Source organism: Paenibacillus sp. FSL R10-2734, from assembly GCF_037963865.1.
GTDB lineage: Bacteria > Bacillota > Bacilli > Paenibacillales > Paenibacillaceae > Paenibacillus_AQ.
On the sequence record NZ_CP150170.1, the window covers coordinates 631,734 to 653,269 of the forward strand.

The following is a 21,536-nucleotide window of genomic DNA, read 5'->3' on the forward strand; positions in this document are numbered from 1 at the left end:
TTTTATTTTTTACTATGCAAATGACGATAAAGCTGTTTCTTTTTGCTGGTTAAGCCGATTCCTTATTTCGTAGGATGTGACGTTAAGACAGGTATGTTAAAATAAAGGAATGATGTTTAAGTAGGGATAGGAAGGTGAAGCTGAGACATGCAGATGGGAACGATTCTGGTAGTAGACGATGAACAGCCTATTGCTGATATATTGAAGTTTAATCTAGAAAAAGAAGGCTACGAGGTTATTTGCGCTTTTGACGGTAACAGTGCAGTGGAGCTGGCATTGTCCAAAAAGCCTGATCTTATGCTGCTTGATCTTATGCTACCCGGTAAGGACGGGATGGATGTCTGTCGTGAGGTTCGTTCTGCACACCTGGACATTCCTATCATTATGCTTACTGCCAAAGACGGAGAAATTGATAAGGTGCTTGGCCTAGAGCTTGGTGCGGATGACTATGTGACCAAACCTTTTAGTACACGTGAGCTGCTGGCTAGAGTAAAAGCTCAAATGCGGAGACAGCACAAACCGTCACCAACAGGAATGGCGAGTGAGCCTGTAGAGAACAAGCAGGGCATTTATCATTTTGATCTATTTATTGATACTGATATGTATTTGGTGTATAAGGGCGGGGAGCCGCTTGATTTGACTCATCGTGAATATGAGTTGCTCTATTATATGATCAAACATGCCGGTAAGGTAATGACTCGGGAGCATTTACTGCAGGCCGTGTGGGGATTCGAGTATTTCGGTGATGTACGGACCGTAGATGTGACGATCCGTCGTCTAAGAGAGAAAATTGAGGAGAATCCCAGCAAGCCGGAATATATCTATACTCGGCGCGGACTTGGCTATTTAATGCATAACCCTAAAAACGGAGGACTGTGATGAAGTGGTGGTCCTTTTTCCGGACAATTCAGGCAAAGCTAATTATTATTTATGTACTGCTGATTCTGATAGCCATGCAGTTGATCGGAGTTTACTTCGTAAGTTCGATGAAGAACTCGTTAACGGATAATTTCACGAAGGATCTTAAGGCGCGTGCTGAGATGCTATCCATTCTGACTGCTGATAAATTTGGCAGTGAGGCTGGAACTGCGGATGAGGAGACGGCTGTGGAAAGTCTGCGTGGCATGGTCAATAATCTGTATATTAACGGGGCCGAAATTCAGGTGCTTGATGCCAGCGGCAAAATTATCACCACCTCTGTTCCCTCGCAGAATGACTATGTCGGGCAGCGTAACACTCAGACTGTAGTGAATCGTGCCTTGCAGGGGATCAGCGATAACGAAGAATATATTATTGCTGATGATAATGTGCGTAAAAAGGTTGTGGCCAAGCCGGTCCTCTCCGGTGATAAGGTAGTAGGGGCCATATACATTGCTGCCGACATGAAGGATTTATATGCAACCATGGGCAGGATTAACAGTGTATTCATCTCAGGCTTGTTGTTAGCCTTGGCACTGACAGTTGTTCTATGTGTTATTCTTGCACATACCATTACGCAGCCGATTAAAGAAATGACTAGGCATGCTACAGCTGTTGCTGAGGGTCGGTTCAATCGTAAAATGCCCGTTCTTGGCAACGATGAAATTGGACAACTCAGTCAGGCATTCAATTATATGACAGGCAGACTGCGTGAGGCACTCTCGCAGAATGAGGAAGAGAAGGAGAAGCTTACCTCCATTCTGACGAATATGAGCGATGGTGTGGTAGCTACGGATGAGAATGGTGTAGTGATTCTCATGAACCTTCGGGCAGCACTTATGCTGGGAACAGAAGGTCCATTGCCGGAAGGTGCTCCACTGGATAAATTGCTAGGTCTTGACTATGAGCAGAGCGGTTCCTTGGCTAAAGGCAATGCCCAATCCGCAATGCTTCATCTGACACATATGGGTGGAGAAGATTCTAATATCGTAAGAGTGACGTTTACTCCGATTCATCGTCGTGAAGGTGGGATTGCAGGTACTATTGCTGTGCTGCAGGATGTTACTGAGCAAGAGAACCTGGAAGAATCACGCCGAGAGTTCGTAGCGAACGTTTCGCATGAGCTAAGAACACCACTTACAACGATTAAGAGCTATGTGGAGGCACTCGATGATGGAGCGCTTGAGGATCCGCAGTTAGCGGTTCGATTTGTTGGGGTGATTCGTAACGAAACCGAGCGTATGATTCGTCTGGTTACGGATTTACTTCATCTTTCGCGTCTAGATTCCAAGGAGGCACTACTCAGAATTCAGCAGACGGATATTGCTGAGATGCTGGAGGATGTAGCAGACCGCTTTTCTTTTCAGATTCGGCAGAAACGTATCGATATTAGTACAAGGGTTCGTAGGGATGTTAACACGGCATGGCTGGATCGGGATCAAATCGATCAGGTCCTGGGGAACTTAGTTTCGAATGCGCTAAAATATACGCCAGAAGGCGGTAAGATTGAATTGGAAGCCTTGAAGAATGAGGATGGAATGCTCTCCATTTCTGTACGTGATTCGGGGATTGGTATTCCAAAGAAAGACATCGAGCGGATCTTCGAACGCTTTTATCGGGTAGATAAGGCACGTTCACGGAATATGGGAGGCACCGGCCTCGGTCTTTCCATTGCCCGGGAAATTGTGAAAGCACATGGAGGCTCTATTTCTCTGCAATCCGAGCTTAATGAAGGCTCTAAGGTAACCTTTACGCTACCTCTGAATGAGCAAAGGGGGAGTGAGGCATGAAGGAGAGATTGAAATCATGGATTCTAGCCTTACTCGTGCTGGGAAGTCTCGTTGAGAGTTATTATTTGATTTATCGCTTGCCTGGCGCAGACTCTGCGGTACTCTCCGAGAATCTATATGTGAAGACAGATAATATGGGACCGGAAGAAAAGGTCGAGAACCTGTTGTACCCTGACAAAATGATCATCCATATGGGCGATAACAAGCATACGCTTTTTTATCCGGACTCAACGTTTTATAGCTTGATAATGAATCGGTTAAAAGGGCGTGGATTTGAAAGCTTCCAGCGGCACTCGGTACAGGATTATGACTGGGATAAGATTCGCAATGAGAATCCGGGGATTGAGCTTTCGTTCGGTTCTGGCATTCCGGTAACGTTACTGCAGAGGGTTATGCAGCTGTCACCTGATTCCCTATTTGAAGGAGAAAGCATCGATCGCATTTGGATTTACAACATTAAGAATGACTCCAAAGCGCATGCCATTTTCTTCAGTACGAGAGGCGACATTATATATGAAGCGGCAAAAGCGGATTTAACCGTCCAAGACGTGCAGCAGCATGTGGATTTCGGCAAGAACTGGACGCCTTACAAGGCGGTAGACGGAGATTATTATGTGCCAGACAGCAAGATTTCTCTGGTTCAGGTTGAAATGCCTTCAGGCATGTATACCATAGAACAAATGCAGAACAATCTTTTCTTCGATGTTGGAAGCACTAGATATATTCGCGAGAAAAATGGCTCCGAGATTTATACGGACAGTAAACGGAGTCTTCAGGTCGATAAGGAACGGAATTGGATGAGCTATAGCGATCCTGCCGCACTTCCAGCTGGAGATAGTACACCTGCCAAGGATGCGTTGGAAGCTGTAGAATTTGTGAACCAGCATGGTGGATGGAATGGAACCTATCGTCTTGAAGCCACTGAGGAGGGGAGACAAGATAGAAAGGTCTCTTTTCAACAATATTATGGCTCGTACCCTTATGGATCCTATCCGATTATGAGTAATTCGCAGCTGCAGTATGGCGTCATTAATCTGGAGTTGCAGCAGGGAACCGTATCCTCTTATGAGCGCTCTTTGATCTTTATTGATGAGAGTAAAGCAGAGAAAAAAATAGTAGAGCTATCTGGAGGTACAGAGCTAGAGAATCAATTGTCTATGGTCAGCAAAACTTCGGCAGTGAAGGATTTGACGCCTGCGTATGTACCTGTAGTGAAAGAAGAGAAGCTGCAGCTGCTCCCAGTCTGGAAGGTTACGCTTCTTGACGGCAGTGTGCTTACTTTGAATTAATTTACAAGTGGTTCAAATAACAATTAGGAGGTAAGGGTATGGATTGGGGAAGAGCTAAAAATGTACTAATTTGCGCCTTTTTAGGTCTAAATCTACTGCTATGCTATCAGCTGTGGATTGATTTGCGCGATCAGGTTAGTGCCAATCTCGATTTCACTTCCCTATCCGAAGAAACCCAAGCGGTAATGGAGCAAAAAGGGATACGTGTGTTGTGTCCGATTCCGGCGTCTACCCCGCAGCTTCCTAATATAACTTATCGATATTCTGCTGAAGAGCAGAACGAACCACCCATTAAATTAGATGTTCCTATAGACAGTAAGTTGATCTACTCTTCATTCTCTGACCTTAGCAAGGCGCTTGAGGATCAAATTCCGGACATCGCAAATTATCGCTTTGACTCACAAGAAAGTGAAGTGGGAAAGTTCGTTCTTCACCCGCTGGTTCAGAATCAGTGGTCGCTATTCCGAGTTAGATTAGAGTTGATTAACAGTGATCAGAAAATTGTAGCCTATCGACGGCCGAAGATTGAAATAGGGGCAAGCATTAGCGATAAGGAACAGAAGGTACTTCCGGCATCACAGGCACTTAGTAGTTTGATTGAAAAATATTTTCCGGCAGACTCCGTAGTTAAGGAGATTGAGCTCGGTTATTATGGTGAGCTGTTTAACTCCGAAAGTCAGGTAGCATCGCCGATGTGGCGGTTCATGCTGGAAAATGGCAATGCCTATTATGTGGATGCTATTAGTGCAGACATCATCAGTCCCAAGACAACAGAGTAGAAGGAGTAAGGAAAATGGGGATTTCATTTACAGTACTGTCCAGTGGTTCTACCGGGAATGTAACGGTGGTACGGAACGGGGAGACAACACTTATGATTGACGCGGGTCTAAGTGCCAAGCGGATCGATGAGCTGTTGGCCATGCGCGAGCTAACGGGTAATGATATAGACGGGATCCTAGTCACACACGAGCATTCCGATCATATCAAGGGACTCGGGGCAATGGCCCGTAAATACGATCTTCCGATCTATGCGAACACCAATACCTGGGGAGCCATTGAGAAGGGCATTGGGAAAATACCCGACTATAACCGAATCATTATGGAGTCGGGGCAGCATAGGGATTTTGGCAGTCTGCGAGTAGAGTCGTTTGCGATTTCTCATGATGCGGCGGAGCCAGTGGGCTACAACTTTTATGATGGGAAAGAAAAGCTGTGTGTAGCTACAGACCTAGGGTATGTTAGCGATAAGGTAAGAGATGCGATTTCAGATGCGGATGTATTGGTGCTGGAAGCAAATCATGATATCGAAATGCTAAGGATGGGGCGTTATCCGTGGAATACGAAACGGCGTATACTTGGCGATATGGGTCACCTTTCTAACGATGCAGCTGGGGCAGCACTTAGTGAAATTCTCACAGGACGGACTAAGCGTACCTATTTGGCGCATTTAAGCCGGGATCACAATATGATGGATTTGGCTAAAATGTCAGTACGTTGCGCGATGGAGGATCGGGGCTGTTTCTTCAAGGATAGTGAGTTCAAGCTTTGTGATACGTATTATGATCAACCTACGCCATGGGATAAGTTGAGCCAGTTGTCATAAGCTGATCAAGCTCGGTAGTCTTACGTTCTAATTCTTGGCGGGAGATCAGGCCTTTATCAATCATTAATTCGATCATTGCGCTGAAGGCGAGGGTCATATGGTAGTGTTCATCCTTTAAATCACCAAGCTTACCGATAAACTCAACCAGATCCATACTTGTAGAAAAAGAACTCATAATTATACCTCCTCATGTAGTAAAGCAGAATTGAGTTGTAAAAAATTCGCAGGCTTTTTACCTCAGGAAAATAACGAATTGAGGGTTGCCTGTGATACAATTATAAACGTGATGAGCAAAGCCTAAATTCAAGGGTCATTTCTATTATTGTAGTCTTTTAAGTTACAAAATATTCCTAGTAGAGAAGATATATTGAAAGATTCTTATATTCTTTCGATTAACTGAAACTATTGTGGGGTTAATGGATAAAGTGAAACCTTTTAGTGATTTTTGGAGTCTAAAGGTTGCAGAGGTGTATGCTCGGACTGGTTGCTATAGGTTCAGGGTTTAGATACAGTGAACGCTTGGCAATAGAAGGGGGAGATTTTCGGTGGGATTGTTTGATGATGATTTCTATTCAACTAAAGTATCGCGGTCCAGAGGGGATGAAGCATCAAAGGGATCCTTTGCTAACCGTAAACATTCTGTGCGAAGATCGCGCAGGGGCTTGTCAACTTGGCAAATATCCGCCGTTTGCTCCTTAATCAGTGCTGTGGTGGCAGTGTTTTTATTCAGTGCGCTTACAGGCCAAATGAGTCACGAGACTGCTTCGAAGTCGGGAGTAACAGCTGGGGATGTTGCCAAAAGCAGTGATCCATTTGACCGAATCATTGATGCCGCTGCTACAGTTCGCCCTGCAGTAGTGAGTATTATCAATCATAAAGAAGATAATGAACAATTGGACATTAAGGATGAGTCAGCGTTAGGTTCTGGAGTGATTTATAAAAAGGTAGACAATAAAGCATTCATCATTACCAATAACCATGTCATCGATGACTCCAACAATCTCGAAGTTGTTACAGTAGATGGCGAGACACGTAAAGCCACACTCGTTGGAACGGATAAAGTGAGTGACATCGCGGTCCTCTCTATTGATGCCAAGGGCATCAATACGATTGCACAGCTCGGTGATTCCTCCAAGCTTCGCCTGGGTGAAACGGTCATTGCCATCGGTAACCCGTTAGGACTTGGAGACACATTGACGTCAGGCATCGTCAGTTATACCGAACGAAAGGTTCCTGTATCTTTGAATCAGGACGGAGTATATGACTGGGAGCAAGAGGTCATTCAGACTGATGCAGCAATTAATGAAGGAAATAGTGGCGGAGCCCTAGTTGATCTGGATGGTAAGGTCATTGGTATTAACACGATGAAAATCTCCGATGCAGGTGTAGAAGGTCTGGGATTTGCTATTCCAGCTAACCATGTGATAGATACCGCTAATGAGCTAGCTGATAAAGGACGTATTGCCCGTTCCTACTTAGGTGTATATTCAGTGGATTTAAACAATCCTTATGTTCCTCTCGCAGAGGACCAACGCAAGGAACTGAACCTACCGAATAATGTTAAGGATGGGGTAGTTGTTCTGGATGCTGTTGGACCTGCAAAGGAAGCCGGACTTGAGTTTAATGATGTAATTACGAAATTTAATGATGAACCGATTACAACCACGCTTTCACTTCGCAAGTATTTATATAATCAAACGAAGATTGGTGACGATCTGAAGATCACCTACTACCGAAATGGCAAAATCAATCAGACGACAGTTAAACTTCTTGAAAAACCAGAGGAATAATATGCTGGAAGTCGGCATATAATGATATGGCAGTAATAACAAGTAGCGTGGACTACTCCTTCGTTTTGAAGGGAGACATTCCTGAAATAGCGATACTCTGTATCGCTATTTGGAAGATGTTTCTTCTAAATTATTGATAAATATGGCAATAACAAGATCATTTAATGAATTTTACCCTGACTGGCAACCCTTACATTGGAAGGTAATACTTATTAGGGTAGAACCGGATATATTCGGATGCCAGCTTGCCTTTGGTAATCAGGTGTGGTAATATGATAACAATCATACATTTAGTCCCTAATTTTCGCATTGAAAAGGGCTGTTATATTTGGTAATACAACCTTTTTCAATGTGTGAATTTTTTCTTTGTTTGAAGATAAAAAGAACATATTAATTTAAATTTGTGGAGGTAACACACATGCAAACAGGTACAGTTAAATGGTTCAACGCAGAAAAAGGATTCGGATTTATCGAAGTTGAAGGCGGAAGCGACGTATTCGTTCACTTCAGCGCAATCACTGGCGACGGCTTCAAAACTTTGGACGAAGGCCAACGCGTTGAATTCAACGTTGTTCAAGGCAACCGTGGACCACAAGCCGAAAACGTTGTAAAACTGTAATAATAGAAGAAACCGTCCCAGCTTTTTGAAAGTTGGGACGGTCTTTTTATATCTAGTTAATCACTATTGACTTACAGGATGGGAGGAACGGCAATGAACTACCGGAAGAAACCTTTGGAAGAAATACCGGAAGAAAATACCGCGATTTGGGCGTGTACCAATGATGGATGCAACGGATGGATGAGGGATAATTTCGCATTTGAACATGCGCCTTCTTGCCGTCTATGTGACTCTCCAATGGTTCGCAGCACGAAGATGCTACCACAATTGCTTAATTCGAATGGCGATCTTAAATCGCTGAAGAAGGGTATTTCCATTACCTAACCAATGCCTTTATGAGTCAAGTTCTTTATAGAACGATGAACAACTCCAAGACGGTCAAACCGTCTTATTTTTTTTGCTTTTTTTATGTTAAAATGTGATTTTTGTCACAAATCATTTGAATTTCAGTGTTAAATGAACCCCTTTTTGTGACATTAATCACAAAAAGGGGTTTAAATTTTTGACACAATATAGTTAACGAAAAGGGGAGAAGGAAGGGAAAAATATGGATACAGTAATGCTGTCGCGTATACAATTTGCGTCGACGACAATATTCCACTATTTCTTTGTACCGGTATCAATCGGACTGGCGCTCTTGATTGCGATCATGGAGACGATGTACGTTAGAAAAGGCAATGAAGAGTACAAAAGAATGGCGCAGTTCTGGGGAAAGCTGTTCCTCATCAACTTTGCAGTAGGGGTAGTTACAGGGATATTGCAGGAATTTCAGTTCGGGATGAACTGGTCTGATTATTCACGTTTTGTGGGTGATGTATTTGGGGCTCCACTTGCAGTAGAAGCATTGGCAGCCTTTTTTCTGGAGTCTACTTTTATTGGAATCTGGATATTTGGCTGGGACAAAGTGTCTAAGAGAGTACACTTGATGTCCATTTGGTTGGTAGCATTTGGTACGATGTTATCCGCTTTCTGGATTCTAGCAGCGAACTCTTTTATGCAGCATCCTGTGGGATTTGCGATAAATAATGGACGTGCAGAGATGAATGATTTCTTCGCGCTCATTACGAACGGACAATTGCTGGTTGAATTCCCGCACACGGTTCTTGCTGCGTATGCAACAGGTGCTTTCCTCGTAACAGGTATTAGTGCGTATAAGATATTGAAGAAACAAGATGTATCTTTCTTTAAGAAATCTTTTCAAGTTGCAGCAATCGTAGGTATCATTTCTTCTATTGGTGTAGCCGTGGCAGGCCATGCGCAAGCACAATATTTGGTTGAAACCCAACCTATGAAGATGGCGGCTTCCGAAGGACTGTGGGGTAAGAGTGGTGACCCAGCACCTTGGACCGTATGGGCCAATATTGATCCTGAGAAGCAAGAAAGTACTGGAGAATTTCAAATTCCGTATATGCTGAGCTTCCTTTCATACAGTAAATTTTCCGGTGAAGTCAAAGGCATGCTTGAGCTGCAAGCAGAGTATGAGCAAGCCTATGGTCCCGGTGACTATATTCCACCTGTACGCACGACCTTCTGGAGTTTCCGGATTATGGTTCTAGCGGGAACATTAATGATTGTTCTGGGTATGTACGCTATGTATTTAATGTGGCGCAAAAAAATGGATCGCCCAAACACTTGGTTTATGCGGTTTATGTTATGGGGATTATTACTTCCTCCGATTGCGAATACGGCGGGTTGGATCATGACCGAGATTGGGCGTCAGCCTTGGACGGTATTCGGACTCATGACGACAGAAGATAGTGTATCGCCTAATATTACAAGCGGTCAGGTTCTGTTCTCTGTCATTTCTTTCTCAACGATTTATTTAATTCTCGGATTAGTATTGGTAGGTCTGTTTATTAAAGTTATTAAAAAAGGTCCTTATGCGATGGATAACGATCACGGCGATTCGCATGATCCATATAACGAGGAGGGCTCTCATGTTATCTCTTAATGAATTGTGGTTTGTGCTGATTGCAGTTCTGTTTATAGGGTTCTTCTTCCTAGAGGGCTTTGATTTCGGCGTAGGGATGGAAACACAGTTTCTCGCTAAAAATGATACAGAACGCCGGGTTCTGATTAATTCGATCGGACCTTTCTGGGATGCTAATGAGGTATGGCTACTGACAGGAGCAGGTGCGATGTTCGCAGCTTTCCCTGAATGGTATGCAACGCTATTTAGTGGATTCTATATACCTTTTGTCTTTGCATTATTAGCTTTGATTGCTCGTGGTGTAGCTTTCGAATTCAGAGGTAAACGGGATTCTGTGGCTTGGAAAAGAACTTGGGATGCTTGTATCTTTATCGGCAGCTTCCTTCCACCGTTCCTCCTTGCGGTAGTGTTCGCAAGCTTTATCAAAGGTTTGCCGATCGATGGCGATATGCAAATGTACGCAGGTTTCACAGATATCGTGAATGTGTATACTGTAGTAGCGGGCCTTACAGTAGTTCTTCTCTGCTTGGTGCATGGACTGATGTTTACAACTCTCCGCACAGTGGGTGACTTACAGGCTCGGGCTCGGAAGCTCGCACAAAGATTGCTTTGGCCACTTGCGGCTCTACTGCTTGCGTTCGTTATAATGACTTATTACATGACGGACATATTTGAACAGCGTGGTACAGTTCTTATGATTATTGTAGCGCTTGGAATTATCGCTTTTGTGCTATCGGGTTATTTCATGAAGAAGATGAAGGATGGCTACGCTTTTGGTATGACAGGAGCAGTAATGGCGTTGTCGGTAACTTCTATCTTTGTTGGATTATTCCCACGTGTTATGATTAGTTCTATCGATCAAGCCTTTAATTTGACGATTACCAATGCGGCTTCGGGACAGTACTCTTTGAAGGTAATGACGATTGTGGCATTGACCATTCTTCCTTTCGTCTTGGGATATCAAATTTGGAGTTACTTTATCTTTCATAAACGGGTACACGAGAAGGAGCATCTTGAATACTAATGGATAAAAATTTGCTTGGGTATAAAGGAGTTAAGCCGGTCTTTCTGATCGTAGGCTTCCTTACCCTGGTGCAAAGCTTGTCCATACTTCTGCTGGCCAAATGGTTGGCAGAAGTTATCTCTGCGTTATTTGCGGGGGAACCTCTGAAGGAACAATGGGGCACAGCGCTATTGTTCCTTCTTGCATTTCTAGTGCGCCATGCTTGTGCAATGCTGATGAGCCGTGTCTCTTACCGCTTTGCAGAAGCAACGGGCAGCAACATGCGGAGGGAAATGATGGATAAGCTCTTCCAGCTGGGACCCAGAATGGTGGGCGGGCGTGGAACCGGGGATCTTGTCACACTAGTGCTGGAAGGCGTAACAAAGTTCCGCACATATTTGGAAGCGATTATCCCTAGGATGGTAGGGATGTCGATTACACCGATTTTGGTGCTTATTTATATCTTTACGATGGATACCGCAAGCGGGATTATTCTTACGATAACTATGCCGATCATTATTGTCTTTATGATCTTGATCGGGATGACGGCTCGTAAGCAGATGGACCGTCAGCTGAAATCTTACCGTACGTTGTCTAATCATTTCGTAGACTCCCTCCGTGGGCTAGAAACGCTGAAATTTCTGGGCCGCAGTCGTAGTCATAGCACGAGTATTGCTACGGTCAGCGATCGGTATCGCTCGGCGACGATGCGTACACTGCGAGTGGCCTTTTTGTCTTCGTTCGCGCTGGACTTCTTTACGATGTTATCAGTTGCATCCGTAGCTGTAAGTCTCGGCCTGCGGCTGGTGAACGATCAGATGACACTGGTAACGGGCTTAACCATTCTGATCTTGGCTCCGGAATATTTCTTGCCTGTACGACTGGTGGGTTCAGATTTCCATGCTACTTTGGATGGGAAGGAAGCTGCTGAGGCGATGAAGAGCATTATAGACCAGGATGAAGTGAAAGCTGAAGTAGTAGGTCCTGCATCGAAAACATCGGAACAGATATTCACCTGGCATGAAAATAGCGAACTTACATTAAATGATGTCAGTGTGAAATACGAGGAAGCCGGTCTTTCTTCGCTGGAAGCGGTGAACCTGCAATTTAAAGGGGCTAGCAAAATTGGGATTATCGGAGAGAGTGGAGCCGGTAAATCTACACTAGTCGATATATTAGGGGGCTTCTTACACCCTACTTCGGGAAATATCACGATTAACGGTACAACAGTTAGTGCATTGACGGATGAGGCTTGGCGAAAACAGACCTCGTATATCCCGCAGCGCCCTTATATTTTTAGCGGTACGTTAGCTGATAATATACGCTTTTATTACCCTGAGGCTTCTATGGAAGCTGTGGCTGCAGCCGTGAAAGCTACTGGATTATCGGAGTTGGCGGATACTCTTCCTAACGGCCTTCATGAAATGATTGGCGGCGGTGGCCGTTCATTCAGTGGTGGACAGGAGCAGCGGGTCGCCTTAGCTCGGGCCTTGCTTAGCAGTCGGCCAATTATGCTATTAGACGAGCCAACGGCACATTTGGATATTGAAACGGAATATGAGCTGAAGGAGACGATGGTGCCTCTTTTTGAAGGAAAGCTGGTCTTTCTGGCCACACATCGCCTGCACTGGATGCTTGATATGGACGTTATTGTAGTAATGAAGCAAGGACAAGTGGCAGAAATCGGTACCCATCAGGAGTTACTTGCCCGCAAGGGTGCGTATTATGAGTTGATTGGGTCGCAATTGGAGGGAATCCATTGAAACGTGAAGGATGGTTTGCTCCGTATGTATCGTCGTATTTTTGGCGTTTTGTGCTTATTATCGTGCTTGGGGCGTTGACGATTTTTACAGCCTCTTCATTAATGTACACTTCAGGGTTCCTGATCTCTAAAGCGTCAACACCCGTCGAAAATATCCTAATGATCTATGTGCCGATTGTCGGTGTGCGTACGTTCGGAACGAGTCGGGCTGTGATTCACTACGTGGAACGCCTTATTGGGCATGACACTATTCTACGAATTCTATCTAAGATGCGTGTGCGTTTGTATAATATTTTGGAGCCACAGGCTTTGTTCCTGTCGTCGCGTTTCCGTACTGGGGATATTCTCGGGATGCTTGCGGATGACATCGAATATTTGCAAAATGTATATCTGCGCACCGTTTTTCCAAGCGTTATTGCTTTGCTAATTTACGGGGCTGCCGTGATTGCGTTGGGGACTTTTGATATCGCTTTTGCGTTGTTGATGGCTCTGTATATTTTGGTGTTGGTAGTGGTGTTGCCATTCTTATCTCTGTTGTTCACACAGAAGCGCCAACGTGAAGTGAAGGTAGAGCGTAATCGTCTCTATCAAAAGCTGACCGACGCTGTACTTGGTATGGGTGACTGGGTCATTAGTGGACGGCAAAGCCAGTTCGTTGAGACTTATGAAGCAGATGAGAAAAAAGTAGCCAAAACGGATGCAGCACTGCGCAGTTGGGCGCGTTTGCGTACGTTCATTGGGCAAGCGGTAATTGGGATTGGCGTGCTTTCGATGCTATATTGGGCTGCTGGAGAGTTTGCGGATGGTGCGATTGCAGGTACATTGATTGCGGCGTTTGTATTGGTTGTTTTTCCTGTTGCAGATGCCTTTCTGCCCGTATCCGAAGCGGTGGAGAAAATCCCGCAGTACCGTAACTCGCTAGAGCGCTTATCTGGTGTAGATGGACATGAGCAGAACACAGTATCTGAAAAAGCATCTGTAGTGGATGTATTGCCTCAGACCATGAAAAATGTTCATATCAAGCTCGAAAATGTAGGTTATCGCTATGGATCAGAAGTTAACTGGTCGGTTCGCAATCTCAGCCTCGATATTCCACAAGGTAAAAAAATTGCGATCATCGGCCGAAGTGGTGCAGGTAAATCGACGTTATTAAAGGCTATTCAAGGTGTTGTTGAGCCTTCTGTAGGATCAGTTACGATTAATGGAATTGAAGCTGCTGCCTATGGCGACAATATTCCTTCTATTATAGCGGTGCTAAATCAGAGCCCACACTTATTCGATACTACGGTGGCGAACAATATTCGTATGGGTGATCCGAAGGCTTCCGAACAAGCCATTAAAGAAGCTGGCACATTAGCCAAAATGGATACGTTGATTTCCTCATTACCAGATGGATACGATACCTTAGTTCGTGAAGCGGGACAACGTTTCTCGGGTGGAGAGCGTCAGCGGATAGCGTTAGCTCGTATTTTGCTGCAAAATACACCTGTCGTCATTCTCGACGAACCAACTGTAGGGCTGGACCCACGAACGGAACGTGATCTTTTGAAGACGATGTTTGAAGCGATGGAGGGTAAGTCCTTGATCTGGGTAACGCATCATTTGGTCGGTGCGGAGCAGATGGATGAAGTGATTTTTATGGAAAATGGCTCGGTAGAAATGCGTGGAACCCATGCGGAGCTGATGGAAAGAGAACCGCGTTACCGCAGATTGTACGAGCTGGATCGTCCGGTGGAGTTTCTAGGGTAGGATGGAGAGTTTGAATATAATATTTATAGAAAATAGAGAGAGATGAGTGCTGGGATTCCTTTTGCCCCCTTGGGGTGGGAGGAATCTTTTTTTGATGTAAGGCAAGAATATAGACAATGGATGAACAGATCGCTGGAATGGGCAGTTAGGAGTTCCTTTTTCGCGGGAAGTATGGTAGAACAATAGAAGGAGTATTAGGCCGTAGCGGCACAGAAAGGGATGCTTGGTTGAATGTATGTAGTATGTAAAGAACATGTAGAATTAGCTATTGATTTGTTTGTGGACGAGTACGAAGATGCACCAGATGTCGTGGACTTAAAAGAAACGGAATTCTCTGACTGGGATCCGCCGGCAAAGTGCACCCAATGTGAGAAGAATGCGGAGTTTCTGGTGGTTTAAAGGGTAGTCTGAAGTGATAAATGTGGAGAATGTAAAAGGACGTCGTGTACGTCCTTTTGTTGTTTCAATAGATGGGATAGAGGATTCAGATTTGTAAGAGCGGATCAGACTTAATGCGAGCGGGTACCGCAATTATTTTGGATATTAATCGGAGGTAGTATTATGCTTATTCAGATTATTGGTGTAGGGAAGCTGAAGGAAAAGTATTTGATGGATGGCATCGCGGAGTATGCTAAACGGCTGACACCGTACCTGAAATTTCAGGTGATTGAGGTGGCAGATGAAAAAGCACCCGACTCTCTGAGCGAAGCAGAGGTCGGTATTGTTAAGACGCGCGAGGGCGAGCGTATCCTCGCGCACATTAAGAGCGAGGCGCATGTCATTGCGCTCGCGATTGACGGCAAGCTGTGGAGCTCGGAAGAGCTTGCCGCAGAACTGGACAAGCTCGGCACCTACGGGACGAGCCATGTCGTGTTCGTCATCGGAGGGAGCCATGGGCTCTCCGACGATGTTATGCGCCGCGCACAGCAGCGTATGAGCTTCGGGCGCATGACGCTGCCTCATCAGCTCATGCGCCTGGTGCTCACCGAGCAGATTTATCGCGCGGTGAAGATAAATCGGGGGGAACCGTACCATAAGTAGGGCGAAAAGTTGTTAAACTCTTAATTAGGCAGGTTTTGCAACAAGGAGTAGTTTTAACTCATCGATAGAATTAGGTAATACATGATATAATTGCCACAATGTTATCTAATAGGTGGTGAATATATTTTTGAAAAGAGCATCAACAGAGGACTTATTGAAGTTTAAACAGTCTTTAAGTCCACTTAAAATAATAGAGGCTAAAGATGAAGTTGCTGCTACGGTAGAAGAATTACCGATTGTGAGCAAAGACCCTGTTAAGAATTTGGTAGAAAAGACGAAATTAAAAGAGAAGTTATCAGTAGAAGAGCAAATCGAGTATTTAAAATTTAAAGGTATTACTTTTAATTCCTATAATGAGTCATTAGCTAAAGAAATATTAATGGATCGAACTTACTATTATAAAGTTACTGCTTTCAGAAAAAATTTTAATAAAGATAAAGATAACAAATACGCAAATGTTGATTTTTCAATTTTAAATGATTTAGCTACAATAGATATGCATTTTAGGTATTTATTTTTAAAGTTATCCTTAGATATCGAACATAATATAAAATCATTAATTATTCGCTTGATAACTGCAAGTGACGAGGATGGTTTTAAAATTATTGATGAGTATAAATTATTTGAGTTAGAAAGTTATAGACAAAAACTTATAGCAATGGAACTATCGCTTGAAGTAATTGAAAATAGAATGAAAAAGTATGAAACTATAGATAAAAAGTTATTGGAGGCATATAAGTCTCAAAGAGATTATAGCTATGATTTGATTGTTAAAAGAAAGAATAAACCTTCCATATGGGTACTCATTGAATTAATGTCTTATGGTCAATTATGTTTCTTTATTAATTTTTATGTTCAAAAAAAGAAATATAAATATAAAGAATTAAAACTGGCGAATAGCCTATTATTCGATTCGAAAAATATTAGAGATTCCTCTGCACATAGTAGACCTATTATTTTTAATATTGTAGGGCCTAATCAATTTTTAATATCTAGCGAAAAGCGTATAAAATTGCAAGTTCGAAATTATTTAACTCAAAATTGCAATATGAGTGATTCAATTACTAAAATTCCACTTAGAAACCTTAAAATACATGATATTACTGCTCTACTGTATTTACATGATTATTATGTTAAAGGAACAATTTCAAGAGTTGAACGTAAAAAAGAATTAGTAAGTCTTATTAAAAGATGTAGATTAAAGAAATCTTATTATGAAGAGCATTCAGAGTTTGGGGAGATAATGTATATTTTATTCAAATTGATCAGAAATTATAAAGTAAAACCTTAAGATGTTATTGACTTGACTATTTTACAGTGATAAAATTCATTTTAGATGAAAGACCCTTCCGCAAGGTCGTCTGGAAAATAGGGTAACAGCTATTTCTAGATTAAAGGAATCAAAATCCTTGAAACAATTATTACTTGTGTAATTGTTTCAGGGATTTTTTAGTATCTAAATTATTTATAAAACTGTATTTTGTACTTAGATACACTACTCTAAACCGTACCATAAGTAGGGGCTAAAGGTTTTCAAATGGTGAATGACAAGTAATAACCAATTAAATATAATGAATTCATGGGCATCCGGTAGGGTGCCTTTATTGTTTATTAAACTCAATTACCTCATTAAGATGAATTGAGTGGAAATATGTCTAAAGAAGAGTTAATTTATGTCTCAGGAGGCGCTTGGGGAGAAAGGCGGATTTCTTTTTTCATACATAGGGCAGATTGAGCATGGTGAGAAGAACGTTTCTTTATTGAATTTACATAAGATAGCGGAATCGCTTGAAGTTAATTTAGTTCAGCTGTTTGCGTATCAGAATGAAGAGTTTATGGTTACCTCAACTGAGAGCGATATTCAGGATATTGTAGGTATGCTTCGTGACGCTAATGATGAGAAGATACGCGTGGCGAAAAATGTACTTAAAGAATTATTATGAGATACGTCTTTCAGAGCAAATGAGGTCATTAAAAATAAACGCACAAGCCAGTGGCTTGTGCGTTTTGCTGTAGCTTAAGTAATAGTTCTTATTTTATGATTAATGGCAATAGTCTGAAATTTGATTTTGTAATAATCTTATTAATTTACTAAGGAGCAGCCATGACATCATTTATCGGATTTATAGTAGTTATGATCATATTATCCATCTTAACTGGGATGATGCAGGGGACTAAGAAGAAGAAGAGAGGACGCAGTACGGGCAAGCGGAAATCTGCTGTTAAGAAAAGCAGTAACAAAAGTGCGAAAACGACTTTTAACCGTTCTTCAACAACGTGCAGACCTGACGATGTACTTTTAAGAACACCTTTGGATAAAATCAATGGTGCTGAGTTTGAGCGATTGTTGTGCCTGTACTTCAAGGATCAAGGCTATACTGTTAAAGAAGTAGGAGTAGGGGGCAAGGATGGTGGTGTAGATTTGGTCATTGTCGATAAACGCGGCGAGAAAACTGCAGTTCAAGCCAAATGTTACGCTGACCATAACAAAGTCCAGGTAATGACTGTCCGCGAGCTGGTAGGTGCTAAAAGAAATCATGACTGCATCCTGTCTCTGCTGGTCACTACGTCCGATCTTACAGCGGATGCGAAGCGGGAGGCGGAGCAATTCAAGGTTGATTACTGGCATGGTGGTCTCGTCGAAAATAAGCTTCGGTCTTGGGGGAAATGGCAGCCTGTCAAAACTAAAGCAAAACCAAAAAGGGCCGCTGGTTCTACAGTTAAAGATGTAACCTGTGCATGTGGGGCTCCAATGGTTCAACGTAAGAATAAGGAAGGTACTATATTCTGGGGCTGCAGTAATTATCCGAGCTGCCGAAAGACCAGGGCTATATAGGCGTAACAAAAAATATCTTTAATAAAGAAATGTCGCTTTAACTAGCGTATAATTTATGGGTCATAAGGAGGAAAAAATGACTGAATTATTAGCTCCAGCAGGAAATATGGAAGCTTTAAAAGCTGCAATTTCTAATGGTTGTGATGCAATATACTTAGGAATGCAAAAATTTGGTGCACGTGCATACTCATCTAATTTTGATTTAGAATCGTTAAAAGAGGCTGTTACGTATGCGCACCTGAGGAACGTTAAAATCTATGTTGCAATGAATACCATCGTTTTTGAAAACGAAGTTGAAGAGATGAAAGAGCAGATACACGAATTAAATAAAATCGGTGTTGATGGAATTATTGTCCAGGACCTGACTGCTTTTGATTATATCGTTAAAAACTTTCTTGATATGGAAGCACATTGTTCAACTCAAATGGGAATAGACGATTTAGACGGAACTTTATTATTTAAAGAACTTGGTGCTAAAAGAGTTGTTCTGTCCCGTGAGGTTGAGATTGAAAAAGTAAAAGAGATCAAAAGAATAGCTGAAATACCTTTAGAAATTTTCGTTCACGGTGCTTTATGTGTATCTTATTCGGGAAACTGTCTAATGTCAGGATTAATCGGCTATCGATGTGCAAATCGCGGAAGATGTGTGGGTTCATGCCGTAAGGAGTATGAACTAATGGATAAGACAACAGATACATCTTTAGGAAAAAACTATATTCTATCTACTAAGGACTTAAACACGATCGATTATATCCATGATTTAAAAGAAATCGATTCTTTAAAAATAGAAGGTCGAATGAAAGTACCTACGTATGTTGCTAATGTTGTATCAAAATATCGCATGGCCTTAGATAATAAAATTACCGAAGAAGATAAAGAAAATCTGAAAAAAACATTCAATAGAACATTTACTAAAGGGTATTTGTTTCACGAAGATAAGAGAAATATTACAAACATCTTAAGACCTAATAACTTCGGTTATGAAATTGGAACAATTAGCAAGATTGTTAAAGACATGTATGAAATAACACTTACACGTACTTTAAATCAAAACGATACAATCAGAATAAGTCACAACAATGAAGATGTTAATTTAACGGTTGCAAAACTGTACGATAAAGAGGGCGAATTAATCAACAAAGCAGATGATGTCTGCTATATCAAAATCAAAGAAAAGATGTCTATGGGAGATGTAGTATATAAAACGAAGGATTATTTCTATTCCAAAGAATTAGAATCATCACTGGAAAAAGAATTTAAGCGGTTTAACCTAGATATTAGAGTGTATGCATCTCCAGATTCAAAGCTTTTCATAGATGCGGAGGGCTTAGGCTTTAATTATTTTTATGAAAGCGAGGAAATACTAGGCGAAGCCATTAATAATCCAACAACGAAAGACCAGGTAATAAAGCAATTTTCAAGATTAAATGAGACTATATTCGAACTTAATCATGTGGATTTTGAGGAATGCAATGCATTTATTCCAGCTAAACTGTTAAATGCAGCAAGAAGAGATATTGTACTGGGCTTATATGACTTAAAGCTTAACAGCCAAAAGAAAAGAACCAAGGCTTTGAAAGCAAAAGAGAAAATAAGCTTTGCCCCTGAAAAACCATACCTTACGGCCTCTGTAACGACTAAGGAACAGTATGATGCTTGCGTGAGCTGTGGAATTAAGGAAATCTATTTTGAAAATGTTGTTAGAAGAAATCAGAATCGTTATAAGAAAAAAGAAGGGCAGCTACTAATCGGCGGATATGGTGGAATTTATCACTACAGAGAAACGAATCCGTTTGTTACGGACTATTCTCTAAATGTTGTTAATGCTACTAGTTGCTATGAATTATATAAATTAGGTGCAAAACGAGTCACTTTATCTTATGAATTGAATAAGAGCCAAATTGAAGATTTAATGAATGCCTATTATGAAGAAAATGGCGGCTATCCTGCGCTGGAAATGATTGTATATGGAGAGACTCCTTTGATGTTTACAAAATATTGTCCAATGAAAAAAATGAATCAATGCAGAATTTGCAAAACGAAGAGCTATGAGTTAAAAGATGAGCACGGAACGTTCCCTATCATTTCCCATAATGATTGTACAACGACTATCCTTAATGGGAAGACGCTTAATCTTTTAGATGAGCTACAAAACATCAAAGGAATCGAGGCATTGAGATTAAACTTCACAGTTGAATCAAAAGAGCAGGTTGTGAAAGTCATTAATATGGCGTCAGGTAAATTAAACGGCTCAATGAATAATGCTGTCTTTAATCAGGAAACAGACACAAGAGGACATTTTAATAAAGAGATTGTGTAGGTAGCCAAAGGGATGGTTCTGGCGATATGATGGCGGGAGCGAATCCAACAGCGGCAGCGGTCAGATTATGGCGTACATAAATGCCCGGACGGCAGACTCTGCGATTGGGGTATTCCGCGTACAGAGTGTTATGGTGAAGAGTATTTCTTTGATAATGCTCCGGTTAACTTTGGTGGTTCTTTTCAAGATTTGAAAGATTAATCATGGAAATGAGCTTCGTATTGCTGACCAGTATATTGCTGTCTTCCTTGCTAATCGTTCAGCTTAACATAAAAGAACAAGAAAGAGCCGCCCAGTACTGGGCGGCTCTAAAACTTGCCGCTTCAACCATCGCAGTGAACGTGTCAGAAGCAAGAAAAAGTCTTTTTGAGAGGCCGACTGCTTTTCAGCAGAAATCCCCTTATCGTTGAATCTACATTGGTTAGTTGCAGAAATCTTAGGATCGAAGTAACCTTCGAATTTAAGGACGATAGGCTAGGTCCAAAACATCGAACTTCCAAGTTAAGATGCTTAGGTAGTCCTAACATGATAAGTTAACTATCGCGAAGAAACCAAAAAGTAGTGTTGCTTATGTGAGTCTTTACATTAACGATAGATCATTTCTAAATCTCCATTCTCCAGCCCAGGATTAAAAATCCTTATGTATCAGCAGCAAAAGATCAATTAACGATATCTCTGAACCCAGCTCTACCTTGTGTCCATGGAAGAAGCTGTTCCAGGCCATCCCGGTAGCGGGCATGCTCTTCGGCGCGTATACAAACCGCAAAGCGCTGGAAGAGGTAGCGATGCCGCGCGGATGCTGTATCGTAAAAGAAGGATTTTGGAGAGATTGGCGCAGGGCGGGAAGAGTGCGGAGTGAATAGCGAAAGAGTTAAGGGATGAAGGA

Annotated in this window: 20 protein-coding genes and 1 pseudogene; 20 read left to right on the forward strand and 1 reads right to left on the reverse strand. The window is 42.2% G+C overall.

Annotation, left to right across the window (positions count from 1 at the left end; translation table 11 throughout):
• The first annotated feature begins 147 nt into the window (after positions 1–147).
• From yycF to NSS67_RS02965, 5 genes are read left to right on the forward strand one after another with little or no spacing between them, the layout of a single operon-like run.
• Entirely contained in the window at positions 148–879 is a 732-nt protein-coding gene (yycF, locus tag NSS67_RS02945) for a response regulator YycF (protein WP_339318223.1), read from the forward strand.
• On the forward strand, positions 879–2,708 hold the full coding sequence (gene walK / locus NSS67_RS02950; protein WP_339318224.1) for a cell wall metabolism sensor histidine kinase WalK: 1,830 nt from the start codon (positions 879–881) through the stop codon (positions 2,706–2,708). The genes yycF and walK overlap by 1 nt, the downstream gene beginning before the upstream one ends.
• Positions 2,705–3,997 carry a two-component system activity regulator YycH gene (yycH, locus tag NSS67_RS02955; protein WP_339318225.1) on the forward strand — a complete coding sequence of 431 codons (1,293 nt, stop codon included), beginning with the start codon at positions 2,705–2,707 and terminating at the stop codon, positions 3,995–3,997. Before walK ends, yycH begins: the two co-directional genes overlap by 4 nt.
• 38 nt (positions 3,998–4,035) lie before the next feature.
• Positions 4,036–4,776: a two-component system regulatory protein YycI gene (gene yycI, locus NSS67_RS02960; protein ID WP_339318226.1), complete on the forward strand. Its 741-nt coding sequence runs from the start codon at positions 4,036–4,038 to the stop codon at positions 4,774–4,776.
• Between the two features lie 14 nt (positions 4,777–4,790).
• The gene (locus NSS67_RS02965) at positions 4,791–5,600 is read left to right on the forward strand and encodes an MBL fold metallo-hydrolase (protein ID WP_339318227.1); all 810 of its coding nucleotides are present in this window, start codon (positions 4,791–4,793) and stop codon (positions 5,598–5,600) included.
• On the opposite strand, the gene NSS67_RS02970 is transcribed toward NSS67_RS02965, so the two are convergent.
• Positions 5,566–5,775: a hypothetical protein gene (locus tag NSS67_RS02970; protein ID WP_339318228.1), complete on the reverse strand. Its 210-nt coding sequence runs from the start codon at positions 5,773–5,775 to the stop codon at positions 5,566–5,568. The two genes, NSS67_RS02965 and NSS67_RS02970, sit on opposite strands and share 35 nt — an antisense overlap.
• A 370-nt stretch (positions 5,776–6,145) precedes the next feature.
• On the opposite strand from NSS67_RS02970, the gene NSS67_RS02975 reads away from it, so the two are divergent.
• From NSS67_RS02975 to NSS67_RS03045, 15 genes and pseudogenes are all read left to right on the forward strand, one after another.
• Positions 6,146–7,390 (forward strand): trypsin-like peptidase domain-containing protein, encoded by a 1,245-nt coding sequence (locus NSS67_RS02975; RefSeq protein WP_339318229.1) that lies wholly within the window; start codon positions 6,146–6,148, stop codon positions 7,388–7,390.
• Between the two features lie 418 nt (positions 7,391–7,808).
• Positions 7,809–8,009, forward strand: coding sequence for a cold-shock protein (locus NSS67_RS02980; RefSeq protein WP_019914582.1), 201 nt, complete (start codon positions 7,809–7,811; stop codon positions 8,007–8,009).
• 93 nt (positions 8,010–8,102) lie between these two features.
• Positions 8,103–8,333, forward strand: coding sequence for a cold-shock protein (locus NSS67_RS02985; RefSeq protein ID WP_042131698.1), 231 nt, complete (start codon positions 8,103–8,105; stop codon positions 8,331–8,333).
• A 223-nt stretch (positions 8,334–8,556) separates the two neighbouring features.
• Positions 8,557–9,960, forward strand: coding sequence for a cytochrome ubiquinol oxidase subunit I (locus NSS67_RS02990; protein WP_339318230.1), 1,404 nt, complete (start codon positions 8,557–8,559; stop codon positions 9,958–9,960).
• Positions 9,947–10,963: a cytochrome d ubiquinol oxidase subunit II gene (cydB, locus tag NSS67_RS02995; protein WP_339318231.1), complete on the forward strand. Its 1,017-nt coding sequence runs from the start codon at positions 9,947–9,949 to the stop codon at positions 10,961–10,963. The genes NSS67_RS02990 and cydB overlap by 14 nt, the downstream gene beginning before the upstream one ends.
• Positions 10,963–12,705 (forward strand): thiol reductant ABC exporter subunit CydD, encoded by a 1,743-nt coding sequence (gene cydD, locus NSS67_RS03000; RefSeq protein WP_339318232.1) that lies wholly within the window; start codon positions 10,963–10,965, stop codon positions 12,703–12,705. Before cydB ends, cydD begins: the two co-directional genes overlap by 1 nt.
• Positions 12,702–14,453 (forward strand): thiol reductant ABC exporter subunit CydC, encoded by a 1,752-nt coding sequence (gene cydC, locus NSS67_RS03005; protein ID WP_339318233.1) that lies wholly within the window; start codon positions 12,702–12,704, stop codon positions 14,451–14,453. The genes cydD and cydC overlap by 4 nt, the downstream gene beginning before the upstream one ends.
• Before the next feature lie 231 nt (positions 14,454–14,684).
• On the forward strand, positions 14,685–14,852 hold the full coding sequence (locus NSS67_RS03010) for a CxxH/CxxC protein (RefSeq protein WP_339318234.1): 168 nt from the start codon (positions 14,685–14,687) through the stop codon (positions 14,850–14,852).
• Between the two features lie 162 nt (positions 14,853–15,014).
• Entirely contained in the window at positions 15,015–15,494 is a 480-nt protein-coding gene (gene rlmH / locus NSS67_RS03015) for a 23S rRNA (pseudouridine(1915)-N(3))-methyltransferase RlmH (protein ID WP_339318235.1), read from the forward strand.
• Between the two features lie 127 nt (positions 15,495–15,621).
• Positions 15,622–16,785 (forward strand): Abi family protein, encoded by a 1,164-nt coding sequence (locus tag NSS67_RS03020; RefSeq protein WP_339318236.1) that lies wholly within the window; start codon positions 15,622–15,624, stop codon positions 16,783–16,785.
• Between the two features lie 382 nt (positions 16,786–17,167).
• The gene (locus tag NSS67_RS03025) at positions 17,168–17,437 is read left to right on the forward strand and encodes a helix-turn-helix transcriptional regulator (protein WP_339318237.1); all 270 of its coding nucleotides are present in this window, start codon (positions 17,168–17,170) and stop codon (positions 17,435–17,437) included.
• A 161-nt stretch (positions 17,438–17,598) separates the two neighbouring features.
• A complete protein-coding gene (locus NSS67_RS03030) occupies positions 17,599–18,330 on the forward strand; it encodes a restriction endonuclease (RefSeq protein ID WP_339318238.1) in 732 nt (243 codons plus the stop codon).
• A gap of 76 nt (positions 18,331–18,406) precedes the next feature.
• Positions 18,407–20,650 (forward strand): DUF3656 domain-containing protein, encoded by a 2,244-nt coding sequence (locus NSS67_RS03035; RefSeq protein ID WP_339318239.1) that lies wholly within the window; start codon positions 18,407–18,409, stop codon positions 20,648–20,650.
• Between the two features lie 209 nt (positions 20,651–20,859).
• Positions 20,860–21,060: a hypothetical protein gene (locus NSS67_RS03040; protein ID WP_339318240.1), complete on the forward strand. Its 201-nt coding sequence runs from the start codon at positions 20,860–20,862 to the stop codon at positions 21,058–21,060.
• A 291-nt stretch (positions 21,061–21,351) separates the two neighbouring features.
• A pseudogene (locus tag NSS67_RS03045) lies at positions 21,352–21,509 on the forward strand (EcsC family protein); the annotation flags it as partial.
• Positions 21,510–21,536: the final 27 nt, after the last annotated feature.